The organism is uncultured Flavonifractor sp., assembly GCF_944385615.1.
In the GTDB taxonomy this organism is placed as follows: Bacteria; Bacillota; Clostridia; order Oscillospirales; family Oscillospiraceae; genus Flavonifractor.
Map to the genome: position 1 here is coordinate 1 of NZ_CALWXV010000058.1, position 11,842 is coordinate 11,842.

Below are 11,842 nucleotides of genomic sequence, written 5' to 3' on the forward strand. Positions count from 1 at the left end.
ATGCACTTCCTCAGACTCTTATAGTTTGGCAGAGACATTTTACCCTGACAAGTCGCCGACTGTTTTTACGCTTACGGTATAAATGCCACTGGCAAAAAGCCAGTGGCATTTATACCGTTTTTGTGCTTTTTAGCCCCAAATTTCTCTGTTTAGCCTATAAATATCATCCGCTATTTCCCAGTGACCGCCGGAATTTTCTCTCCAACAGATAGTTTTTTGGTTTCACATCGGTAACATCGCTGACCCGACCACACATTGTAATTATATTTTGTATCACTTTTACACTCCTTCACTGCCGTCTGGAGCGGGCAGAAACCTGACCCCGGCCAGCCGGTGGAAGAGCGCCGCAAATACCAGGCCAAAGGTCACGCCCAGAAGGGTATCCACAATCCGCAAAAGCACTGCGCCCTGAAGTCCATAGATCCCGGTGGCCAGCATCAGCGCGCCGAAGCAGTTCATGGCTGTCTTATACCGATAGTCGGCGCAAAAACCCAGACACAGCCCTCCCAGCGGACCCATCCATGTATGAAAGGCTTCCGGTGTCACCAGATAAAGTACAAAAAACCCGCAGGAGCCTGCGACCGCCCCCACCATCCGCTGCCGGAAACGGGTGGTCGGATTGCCGGAGTAGGGGTATTCTGACAGCAGGGACGCGCAGGCAAATCCCATCCACATGAACCGTTCCACACCAAACACCTGCCCGGCAGTCAATACCAGGCTCACGCCAAGCGCCATATGCAGCTGCCACAGGTGGACCGGCACGGAAAGATCAAACTTCCGCATTACTTGGTGAAAACGGGTCGTTTTGTGCTGATCCCGGTGCTTAATAAACAGGATCGTGCCGCAGATTAAATAGCCTGCCAGCGCCAAAAGTCCACGGCGAACCAGAGCCTCTCCAACCACCGGGTTCCCTGTCAGATAGATGTAGGCAAAGCTGTATAAGCCGCCGCTCCCCATTTCCGGCCGCTGGGCAGTCATGCAGAGCAGGGCAAAAAAGGCCGTGAAGTGCAGCGGGACCAAAAAAACCGGCGGGACCACCGCCGCCGCGCTGGGGGCCAAAACCAGAATGGCCAGCGCCGCCGCCAGCGTGACCAGAGAGTCTCCGATACAGTATTCAAAATTGACAAAGCGAATACCCAGCATGATGCAGAACAATGCCACCGCCAAGGGCGTATTGTCGGCGCCAAACACCCCGGACAGCAGGCTGACAAACACGATGGCAAAGGCTACGATCAGCACAGAGCGGGCCGCCATGGCAATCCAGTAATACATTTTCTCCCGCCCTGTGTCACAGTCGGCAATCTTCCGTTTCAGCACGGCGGGGTCCAGCTGTAACGCGTCATAAAATTTCATGGTCACGGGTCTTTTCCTGTCCTTTCTCAATGTGCGCGGCAAGTTTGTCCGCATAATACATAAATGCCTCAAAGTCCTCCCTGGAACTCCGCCATAAATCATAGAAGGGCTGCAAAATACACTCACATCCCTTTTTCAATTCTACAAGGCCTGTCTCCGTGATAAACAACCGGTAGCTCCGCTCATCCTCTGTTTGCCGCTGTTTAGAGATGCAGTTTTTTTCATAGAGCGACTTCAGGCAACGGCTTACCGCCTCTTTTTTCATACCGCTGCCCTGGCTGAGTAAAATAGGTGTGTTTCGTTCCGGTTGGAGATACAGGCGAGACAGAAGCTCACACTCACTGGCCGTCAACACAGACTTGCCCACAGGCAGCAAGGACCGCATGATCTTCTGCATCTGCTGTTGATAATGCATCATATCTGTCCATTCCATATCCATGATAGCCTCCGCTTATAGTTAACTTCGTTAAGTATATAGCAGCAATCCTTGTATGTCAAGGGTTTCACGATAAGAAGGCCATCCCGCTCGTGATGACCCAATCCCCGGCCAGTTTACCATATCCAGCTATCAAGGGCTTAAAATTAGGTCTTGTTTGAAAAATAGCAATATGACCAGAGGCTCGGCGCTGGGCCGTCTAGTGGGCAAAAGGCCTGCTGATTAGGTGCGTTGACTATTTTCAAACACGTTCTAAACGCTTTCACCAAATATAGGAGAAGGGTGCCTGTCAATCGACAGGCCCCCTTCTTCTATATCGGTTCTCCCCAACCGGAGTGGAACGCAGTTTACATGTAGCGGACGCAGTCCCGGAGCGCCTTCCAGGGGCTCCCCTTCCAATAGGTCCGCATGACGTTGACCGACATGCCTTTCCCCATCAGCTCATAGCCGTTGTACTTCCGATCCATTCCCATCACGTTGTTCTTCTTCATGGAACTCGCTCCTTTCTGTCTCGCGCTCTTGTCTTCCTTCTGAGGATAGTATACAATAAGAATCAGCATGAATCAAACGAATCTTTTTCATATAAAACATGATGAAACGGAATGATACTATGAGCCTTATCAAGTACCAGATCCTGCTGAAAACGGTGGAGCTGGGGGGCATCACCAAGGCCGCCGAGGCTTTGGGCTATACCCAATCGGCCGCAAGCCGGATGATCGCCGCCCTGGAGCAGGAGTGGGACATGGAGCTGCTGGTGCGGAGCAGAGGGGGCGTCCGCCTGAGCAGTGCGGGGGAAACCCTTCTCCCCTACCTGCGGGCGGTGTGCGGCGCCCACAAGGAGCTGGAGGAGCAGGTGGCCGACCTCCACGGCCTCACACGGGGCACGCTGCGGGTGGGCACCTTCACCAGCGTGTCCATTCACTGGCTCCCCCCTATTATGAAACAATTTCTTCAGCGGTACCCCGGCATCCGCTTTGAGCTGGTGAGCAGCTGGGAATTTGCCGAGATCGAGGACATGGTGCACCAGGGTGCGGTGGACTGCGGCTTTCTGGGGCTGCCCGCCGGGGAGGGGCTGGACGTCATCCCCCTGCGGCAGGACCGGCTGCTGGCCGTGCTGCCGCCCGACCACCCTCTGGCCCACGCCCCCTGCTACCCCATGGAGCGCTTTGTCCAGGACCCCTATATCCGCATCAATGAAGAACGGGACGTGGAGATCAGCCGGATCTTTCAGGAGGAGGGTATCCACCCCAATCTCCAGTATACCGTCAACGATGACTTTGCCATTTTGTCCATGGTAGAGCAGGGGCTGGGGGTGAGCATCTTGCCTGAGCTGGTGCTTCAAAGCTCCAACCGGACCTTTTCCGCCGTTCCACTGGAGCACCCCCGCAGCCGTCAGATCGGGGTGGCGGTGCGCAGCGGAAAGCCGCTCTCCCCGCTTACCACCCGCTTTTTGGAGGTGGTCCGCCAGTGGACCGCCGCCCAATAGGCCCCATCACAAACCAAAAAACATTTTACACCCATAAAAAAATATAGTATAATTTTGTCACTACGGATTTTCCGCAGCAAAAGAATGATAAATTATAAATAGTAGGAGTGTTGTTCTATGAGCCGGATGGTCGGCACCGTTTCTATGGGGATTCGAGCCCCCATTATCCGCAGTGGAGATGACCTGGCCGAGATCGTCACCTCGTCTGTCCTGGAAGCCGTGAAGGACGGTGCCTTTGCCGTCCGTGACCGGGACGTGGTGGCTATGACCGAGGCCATTGTGGCCCGTGCCCAGGGAAACTACGCCTCGGTGGAGGACATTGCCGCCGATGTGAAAGCCAAGCTGGGCGGAGAGACCATTGGCGTCATCTTCCCCATCCTCAGCCGCAACCGTTTCGCCATCTGCCTGCGGGGCATCGCCAAGGGCGCCAAAAAGATCGTGCTGATGCTGTCCTATCCCTCCGATGAGGTGGGCAACCATCTCATTGACGAGGACGTCATGGACGAGAAGGGCGTGGACCCCTACAAGGACGTGCTCTCTCTGGAGCGCTACCGGGAGCTGTTTGGCTACACCACCCATCCCTTTACCGGCGTGGACTATGTGGACTACTACTCCAACCTGATCCGGGAGTGCGGCGCTGAGGTGGAGGTCATCTTTGCCAACGACGCCCGTGCCATTCTGTCCTACACCAAGAATGTGCTGGCCTGCGATATCCACACCCGCGCCCGTACCAAGCGCCGTCTGGTGGCCGCCGGCGCCGAGAAGGTGTTCTGCCTGGACGAGATCATGACCGCCCCCATCAATGGCAGCGGCTACAATGAGAAGTACGGCCTGCTGGGCTCCAACAAGTCCACCGAGGACAAGGTGAAGCTCTTCCCCCGTCCCTGCCAGGACCTGGTGGAGGAGGTGCAGGCCCGGCTGCTGAAGGCCACCGGCAAGCACGTGGAGGTCATGGTGTACGGCGACGGCGCTTTCAAGGACCCTGTGGGCAAGATCTGGGAGCTGGCTGACCCGGTGGTCTCCCCCGCCTACACCGCCGGTCTGGAGGGCACCCCCAATGAGCTGAAGCTGAAGTATCTGGCGGACAACGACTTTGCCGCTCTGTCCGGCGAGGCTCTGCGGGAAGCCATCAAGGGGGAGATCAAGAAGAAGGACAGCTCTCTGGTGGGCAACATGGCCGCCCAGGGCACCACCCCCCGCCGCCTGACCGATCTCATCGGCTCTCTGTGCGATCTGACTTCCGGCTCCGGCGACAAGGGTACCCCCATTGTCTACATCCAGGGTTACTTTGATAACTACACCACGGAATAATCCTCTCTAATACAAAAGTGGGTGCCGCATCACGCGGCACCCACTTTTTGCATGATTTTACCTGTATGGAACCTTTAATGAGCCAGCCAGAAATAAATCCCGATCCCGGCCGCTACCACAAGGGCTGCCAACAGCACCCACAAAGCAGCATGGGATTTCTTTTTTTCCTCCCGCTTGACGGGAACAAAATCATCATCCTGATCGTTTCTTGATACAGTCTGCTTGGAAGGAGTGGACGTTTTTTTCATCTTCTCATAGCTCATAATGAGTCGGACATTGTCATCCAACGCCTCTCCGCATTGCTGGCAAAAGAAATGACTGTCGTCGTTCTCAAATCCACAGCGCCGGCATCTCTTTGTCATACCAAAACCTCATTTCCTGCGGTTTTTTAGTGGAGTCCATTATATATGCCGCTTATCACCCCTGTCAAGGAAAATACTATGTGTAATATGCCCTTTTTCACCGGCTCTTTTCTCTTGCCCGTTTACAGCGCTTTACTCATCAGCAGCGCGGACTGGCTGCCCTCCTCGGTGCGGTAGGCGTCGGGCAGCACACCGCAGCGGGCAAAGCCGCAGCGTTCATACAGAGCCACCGCCCTGGTGTTGCCCTCCATGACCTGCAATTCCATCCGCTCATACCCCAGGCGGAGCGCCTCCCGGCACAGAACCTCTACCACGGTCCGGCCCAGGCCCAGCCCCCACCAGCGGCGGCGGATGGTGACTCCCATCTCCGCCCGGTGGCGGCACTTGTGGCTGGAAGCCGCCGGGCCCAGCCCTCCCAGGCCGATGAGCCCACCGGCGGCGAAACAGGCCAGCATCAGCCGGTTGGGACTGGCCAGCTGCCGCTTCAGAAAGGCCTGCTCCTGCCGAAGGGTACCCCCCAGCTCTTCAGGCAAAAAGGCTGTGTAAGGGCTTTCCCCCGACACCCGGCGCAGATGGCGGAGCACCGCCTCCCCATCCTCCGCCCTGGGACTGCGCAGCAGGCAGCGGGTCCCGTCCCGCAGGGCGATCTCTCTCTCCTCAGCCCGCACCTATCTCGCCTCCCAGCCTCGCCAGGCGGCCAGCCGCTTCCAAAGCACCCAGGCCAGCCAGCCGCAGAAGAGGCCTACCGCCATGCCTGCCAGCACGTCCGTGGGAAAATGGACCCCCACATACAGCCGGGAAAAGCCCATCAGGGCCGCCAGCACCACCGCGGTGATCTTCATCCACCGGGCGGGCAGGGTACGGCACCAGGCGGAGGCCGCCGCGAAGGCGGCGCAGGTGTGGCCCGAGGGGAAGGAATTGGGATCGTGCTCGGCCACCAGCGGGATCAGTTCCTCCACCACCAGCCAGGGCCGGTCCCGTCCCACCAGATGCTTGAGCGCCACATTGGTACACAGCAGCCCCAGCAGCATGGCCATCAGGCTGACAACGCCCGCCTTTCTGGTTCTGGGGATGCAGAGAAACACCAATGAGACCACGATCCACAGCATACCTGCGTCACCCAACTGGGTATATACGATAAAAATGGGGTCCAGCAGGGCGCAGCGCAGGACCTCCTGGATCCACAGCAGCACCCCGCCGTCCATATTCAGCAGCCATTGCGGCATATCTATTCCTCCTAAGCAGACAGGGCGGCGGTTTCAGCACCGCCGCCCCTTTTGGGTCCATATCATGCTGTTTTGCCCTTACTGGGCGTCGTTGGTCCAGGTACAGTCGGTAACCACGCCGCTGAGCTCGAACTTGTCGGTCTTGACGATGTGGTTCTTGCCCACCCGCACCTCCTGGGTGCCGATCTCGGTGGTGATGGCGTTGGCCACGTTGCACTCCACCGTAAAGGTCAGGTCCAGCAGGTCCTTGTCGGCGGGCAGCTCCACGGTGCCGTCGGTGGTGTCCACACTGACAACATCCTCATGGGGAGCGGCGGTGACCGAGGTCACTTCGCCGTCCAGCAGCTCACCGGAGGCCATCAGGGTAGAGGGAATGTACTTCTGCACATTCTCATATACTTCCGGCTGTACATTCTCCACCAGAACAGTATAGCTCACATGGGTACCGCTGCTTCCGCCGCCGATGGCGCTGCCGCCGCCGGGCTTGAGGAACTTCACGCCCAGCACCGCAGCCGCAATGATAACCACCAGGATGACCAGCAGGTCCACGATGTTGATTTTGCCAAACAATCTTCCCTTTTCGTCTATCATCTTTTTTGCAGCCTCCGAGGTTGTAAATTCAGGTCTCCCTTGGTACAATGGTACCGGGTTATTGTATCATACATCCCCACCGAGACACAAGTATTTTCTTTGGAGGATTTGATTCCATGAAGGTCATGCACCTCATTTCCGGCGGAGACAGCGGCGGGGCCAAGACCCACGTCCACTCCCTGCTGCAAAATCTCGCCCGCACCATTGACGTAACCATGGTGTGTTTTATGGAAGGTCCCTTTTCTCAGGAGGCCCGGGAGCTGGGTATCCCCACGGTGGTCCTGCCGGGGCACAACCTGCTGCGGGTCCGCAACACGCTGAAAAAAATGATCGTGGAGGGGGGGTATCAGATCCTCCACTGTCACGGCGCCCGGGGCAATCTGATGGGCGCCCTGCTGGGGAAGGCCACCGGCCTGCCTGTGGTCAGCACCGTCCACTCCGACTACCGGCTGGATTATCTGGGCCGCCCGTTCTCCCGGATCACCTACGGCACCATCAACACCATCGCCCTGCGGCGGCTGGACTACCGCATCGGTGTGTCCGATGCCATGACCGATCTGCTGATCTCCCGGGGCTTTGACCCGGACAAGCTCTTCACCATCTATAACGGCATCGACTTCACCCCCCGCACCCCGGCCCTGGACCGGGCAGCCTATTGGAAGAGCGTGGGCCTGGAGGCCGACAAGACTTCTGTGGTGGTTGGCATCGCCGCCCGGCTCAATCCAGTAAAAGATATCGCCACCCTGGTACGGGGCTTTGCCCTGGCGCACCAGGAATGTCCCAATCTGCGGCTGCTCATCGCAGGAGACGGAGAGCAGATGGGGATGCTGAAAAATCTGGCTGCCCAGCTCGGGGTAGAAAAGCAGGTGTGCTTTGCCGGCTGGATCACCGACACCGACAGCTTCTACAACGCCATCGACATCAACACCCTCACCTCTCTGTCCGAAACCTTCCCCTACTCCCTCACCGAGGGAGCCAGGGCCGGTCTGCCCACGGTGGCCAGCCGGGTGGGCGGCGTGCCCTATCTCATCGAGCACGGCATCCACGGCTTTCTCTTTGAGGCAGGAGACCCGGATGGGCTGGCCCGCCACCTGGTCACCCTGGCCAAGGACCCGGCCCTACGCCAGCACATGGGCCAGCGGCTCTACCAGCGGGCCAAGGAGGACTACTCCCTGGAGAGTACCCTCCAGCGGCAGCTCACCATCTACGAGACCATTCTCCGCCGCCAGAGCCGCAAGACAGGGCCCCGGGACGGAGCTCTGGTGTGCGGGGCCTACGGCCGGGGCAACGCCGGCGACGACGCCATTCTGGAGGCCATCGTCACCGAGCTGCGGCAGATCGACCCCGACCTGCCCATCTGGGTGCTCTCCCGCAGCCCGGAGGAGACCCGCCGCACCTACCGGGTCAACTCCATCTATACCTTTGCCTTCCCCCAGTTTCTGAACCGGATGCGCAAGACCAAGCTGTATATCAACGGCGGCGGTTCCCTGATGCAGGACGTGACCAGCCACCGCTCCTTGTGGTTTTACCTCTTCACCATTTCCTGGGCCAAACGCTTGGGCAACAAGGTCATGATGTACGGCTGCGGCATCGGCCCCATTCACTCCCCCGCCAACCGCCGCCGGGCCTCCAAGGTCCTCCAAAAGAGCGTGGACGCCATCACCCTGCGGGATACCCATTCCAAAGCGGAACTGGACGACATGGGGGTGACCCGGCCGGAGATCATTCTCTCCGCCGACCCCACCGTCATTCTCCCCGCCGCCCCCGCTCCGGTGGTGGACGGGGTGCTGGAAAGCCAGGGCATCGATCCCAACGGCCGGTATATCGGCTTTGCCCTCCGCCCCTGGCCCGGCTATGAGGCCAAGACCACCATCTTTGCCGCCGCCGCCGACTATGCCTATGAGAAATACGGTCTTATTCCCGTCTTTCTCCCCATCGAGCGCAGGCTGGACGTGGACGCCGCCCGGCTCACTGCCAAGCACATGAAGGCCCCCCACCATGTCCTGACCTATACCGGCAGCTCCGACCACACCATCGGCCTGTTTGCCCGGATGCAGGTAGTCATGTCCATGCGGCTCCACGCCCTGGTTTTCTCCGCCGGGCAAGGAGTGCCCCTGGTGGGTGTGGTGTATGACCAGAAGATCAGCTCTTTCCTCTCCTATATCGGTCAGGACCTGTACACCGACCTGGACAAGGTTACAGTGGAATCTCTGTGCGCCTATATTGACGCCGCCTGTACCCGCATCGGAGACGCCGCCTTCCTGTCCGGCGGCGTGGAACGGCTGCGTCAGGTGGAGCGGCGCAATCAGGAGACCGCCCGCCGTCTTTTGGAGGGATAAATTCATTGAAGCAGATCTTATGTCTCTCCGCCCAGCCCTGGAGCACCGTCCCCACCCGCACCCAACAGCTGATGACCCGGCTGAAAAATGCCAAAATTCTCTTTCTGAATCCCCCCACCCGGAACTACCGCAAGCCGGGGCGCAAGGTGCGCCCCGGCCTGACCGTCTACTCCATGCCCCCCTCCCCCAAGGCGGTGGAGGACAAGCTGGTCCGCCTCTTTCGGGCCCGCCGGCAGATCCGCTATTTGCTCAAGCTGATGGATACCTACCGGTTTCGGGAGCCTCTGCTGTGGTGTACCGCCCCGGAGCAGGTCCATCTGCTGGACGCCATTCCCCACAGCGGGCTGGTGTACGACTGCGGCCAGGACTGGCTGGACAGCCCTCCCGAGTGGGAGAGCGAGCTGACCCTGGCCGCCGACGTGGTATTTGCCGCCTCCGCCGGGCTGGCCGACCACCTCTCTCCCTGTAGTGATAACATTGCTCTGCTCCCCAACGGGGTGAGCTACCCCATGTTCTCCCGGACCAGTGCCGAATGTCCCCCCGCCCTGGCCGATGTGACCGGCCCGGTGCTGGGCTTTACCGGCACCCTCTGGGAGGACCTGGACCTGACGCCTGTGATTCAGGCGGCCCGGGCCCTGCCCCACTGTACCTTTGTCTTTGTGGGCAAGCGGGAGTATAACCCCCGGGGCAGGGCCTTGGAATCTCTGCCCAATGTGCGCATCCTGGGCCGCCAGCTGCCGGTGGATATCCCCGACTACCTGGCCCGGTTTGACGTCTGTCTCCACTTACAGCGCCGCTCAGACTACGGCGGAGACATCGTACCCAGCCGGATCTATGAGTACATGGCCTCGGGCAAGCCCATTGTGGCCATGGTCTACCCCGACCAGGTGGAGCATTTCCCCGATGTGATCTACGCCGCCCACACCCCCGGCGAATTTATCCGCCTGTGCGTCCGTGCCCTGGACGAGCCGGCAGGCTGGCCTGCCCAGCGGCGGCGGGACCACGCGGCGGCGGCGGCCTGGTCCCTGCGGGCCAAGCAGGTCGTTCAGATCCTGACCGCCAACGGACTGTATTGAACCTGAATTATTCACGGAACAACAGCAGCAACCGTTGAAATCCGCGTAGTTACTGTATTTTAATTGAATATTGCTTTTCACCTTCTAAGTGAATAGAAAAAGACCTCTATCTGTGGTAAAATTTAGGTGTCTAATCCAAACAAATACCTCAGAAAGAAGGTCTCTCTATGGATATTTTAAACACCGTAAGCTTAGAAAGCAATAGCCAAATTAAAATTAATTTCAATGGAGGCGATTTATCCTCCGATGCAGGACTTCTCCTGTTTAAGGAGTTCCTGTTTAAGATTGGAGCCGTTAAGCTCATCCATCGTATGTTCAAAACCAATGATGCTGCATGGTTCCGTATCCATAAGGATGATGCGAACCTGATGCAGGTAATCTATCAGATTATCAGTGCCTACTTTGAGGATAACTGTGCAGATGAGCTGACAAACGAACCAGTCATGACAGCCATTTTAGATAAAGATGCTCTTGCATCCCAACCCACGCTGTCACGTTTTTTTAACCGCATGGATGAAGATACACTGGGCCAGCTGAACCAGATTACACGTGAGCTCCGTAAAGTCATCTATTCCATAAAAAAACCGGAATTCATGCTTTTTGATATTGACTCCACACTTCTTGATACCTATGGAAATCAGGAAGGGGAAGGCTTCAACTATCACTATCAGGCACATGGTTATCATCCGCTGCTATGCTATGATGGACTGACTGGTGATCTCCTAAAAGCAGAACTTCGTGACGGCACCATGTATTGCAGCAAGGAAGCAGACCTTTTTATGCAGTCGCTTCTGGAGGAATTTATTTGTGACTTTCCAAATATGCCACTTTACCTTCGTGGTGACAGTGGCTTCGCCTCACCGGATTTGTATGAGGTTCTTGAAGATAAAAACTGCAAATATGCCATCCGACTGAAAGAGAATGCAAAGCTCCGTGAATTAGCAGAAGATGAAAATCAGGCGTTATACCGTGCAACAAAATTCAATCAGGTGGATTATGCCGTCGAGTATGGTGAGTTCCTGTATCAGGCGGGCTCATGGAGCCATCCCCGCAGAGTGGTTTTTAAAATTGAAAAACCCTATGGTCAGATGGTGCACCTGTATACCTTTATTGTCACAACACTGGAAATGGAACCTTATCAGGTAATCCAGTTCTATTGCGGAAGAGGCAAAATGGAAAATTTCATCAAAGAAGGCAAGAGCGGTTTTGACTTTGCCTCTGTAAGCAGTTCCTCTAGGCTGGTAAATGCGAACCGCCTTCTGGTTCATGCATTAGCCTATAATCTATTCAATTGGTTTAGGCGATTGGCACTTGCTGCCAGTATGAGAAAACAGCGTATAGATACCATTCGTTTAAAACTGCTGAAAATTGCCGCAAGAGTGGTAAAATCAGCACGATACAAATATTTCAAGCTGTGTAGCAGTTGTCCCTACAAGAAAGAATTCTACGAGACACTGGAAAATATCCGTAATCTGCAACCACAGTTGGAATGACAACTTTTAACGAACCTTGACAACCACAACACAATAAACTATTAAACCTATCACAGGAGAAGTCTGCCCATTTTTAGGCTATCTTCTGGCAGGGTGAGGTATTGAGAGTGGTTGTAACGGCAACTACGGCAGATTTCATGCACACTTATACTGCCGTGAATAATTCAGG

General features: G+C 56.9%; 12 protein-coding genes. 5 read left to right on the plus strand and 7 right to left on the minus strand.

The annotated features are described in order from the left end of the window. Positions 1-279: 279 nt before the first annotated feature. The 3 genes from Q0J75_RS11625 to Q0J75_RS11635 all read right to left on the minus strand — a co-directional run bounded on the left by Q0J75_RS11625 (position 280) and on the right by Q0J75_RS11635 (position 2,280). Positions 280-1,353: an FUSC family protein gene (locus tag Q0J75_RS11625; RefSeq protein WP_297201457.1), complete on the minus strand. Its 1,074-nt coding sequence runs from the start codon at positions 1,351-1,353 to the stop codon at positions 280-282. After that, the gene (locus tag Q0J75_RS11630) at positions 1,340-1,792 is read right to left on the minus strand and encodes a MarR family transcriptional regulator (RefSeq protein WP_297201434.1); all 453 of its coding nucleotides are present in this window, start codon (positions 1,790-1,792) and stop codon (positions 1,340-1,342) included. The genes Q0J75_RS11625 and Q0J75_RS11630 overlap by 14 nt, the downstream gene beginning before the upstream one ends. Before the next feature lie 344 nt (positions 1,793-2,136). Continuing rightward, the gene (locus Q0J75_RS11635; protein WP_297201436.1) at positions 2,137-2,280 is read right to left on the minus strand and encodes a hypothetical protein; all 144 of its coding nucleotides are present in this window, start codon (positions 2,278-2,280) and stop codon (positions 2,137-2,139) included. Positions 2,281-2,399: 119 nt separating this feature from the next. On the opposite strand from Q0J75_RS11635, the gene Q0J75_RS11640 reads away from it, so the two are divergent. Together Q0J75_RS11640 and Q0J75_RS11645 are read left to right on the plus strand one after the other, a co-directional pair. Further along, on the plus strand, positions 2,400-3,275 hold the full coding sequence (locus Q0J75_RS11640; protein WP_297201438.1) for a LysR family transcriptional regulator: 876 nt from the start codon (positions 2,400-2,402) through the stop codon (positions 3,273-3,275). Between the two features lie 117 nt (positions 3,276-3,392). After that, positions 3,393-4,586, plus strand: a complete 1,194-nt coding sequence (locus tag Q0J75_RS11645) for a coenzyme F420-0:L-glutamate ligase (RefSeq protein WP_297201440.1) — start codon at positions 3,393-3,395, stop codon at positions 4,584-4,586. Between the two features lie 74 nt (positions 4,587-4,660). Here Q0J75_RS11645 and Q0J75_RS11650 read toward each other — a convergent pair whose 3' ends face one another. From Q0J75_RS11650 to Q0J75_RS11665, 4 genes are all read right to left on the minus strand, one after another. After that, complete coding sequence (locus Q0J75_RS11650; protein WP_297201442.1) at positions 4,661-4,948, minus strand: hypothetical protein; 288 nt, start codon at positions 4,946-4,948, stop codon at positions 4,661-4,663. Positions 4,949-5,070: 122 nt separating this feature from the next. Beyond that, positions 5,071-5,616: a GNAT family N-acetyltransferase gene (locus Q0J75_RS11655; RefSeq protein WP_297201444.1), complete on the minus strand. Its 546-nt coding sequence runs from the start codon at positions 5,614-5,616 to the stop codon at positions 5,071-5,073. Continuing rightward, on the minus strand, positions 5,617-6,174 hold the full coding sequence (locus tag Q0J75_RS11660; RefSeq protein WP_297201446.1) for a phosphatase PAP2 family protein: 558 nt from the start codon (positions 6,172-6,174) through the stop codon (positions 5,617-5,619). Positions 6,175-6,252: 78 nt separating this feature from the next. Beyond that, positions 6,253-6,765: a DUF4330 domain-containing protein gene (locus Q0J75_RS11665; protein WP_297201448.1), complete on the minus strand. Its 513-nt coding sequence runs from the start codon at positions 6,763-6,765 to the stop codon at positions 6,253-6,255. Positions 6,766-6,881: 116 nt separating this feature from the next. Between Q0J75_RS11665 and csaB the strand changes: the two genes are divergently transcribed. From csaB to Q0J75_RS11680, 3 genes are all read left to right on the plus strand, one after another. Continuing rightward, a complete protein-coding gene (gene csaB, locus Q0J75_RS11670; RefSeq protein ID WP_297201451.1) occupies positions 6,882-9,104 on the plus strand; it encodes a polysaccharide pyruvyl transferase CsaB in 2,223 nt (740 codons plus the stop codon). A 5-nt stretch (positions 9,105-9,109) separates the two neighbouring features. After that, entirely contained in the window at positions 9,110-10,180 is a 1,071-nt protein-coding gene (locus tag Q0J75_RS11675) for a glycosyltransferase (protein ID WP_297201453.1), read from the plus strand. Positions 10,181-10,347: 167 nt separating this feature from the next. After that, entirely contained in the window at positions 10,348-11,673 is a 1,326-nt protein-coding gene (locus Q0J75_RS11680; RefSeq protein WP_297201455.1) for an IS1380 family transposase, read from the plus strand. The last annotated feature ends 169 nt before the right edge of the window (positions 11,674-11,842 follow it).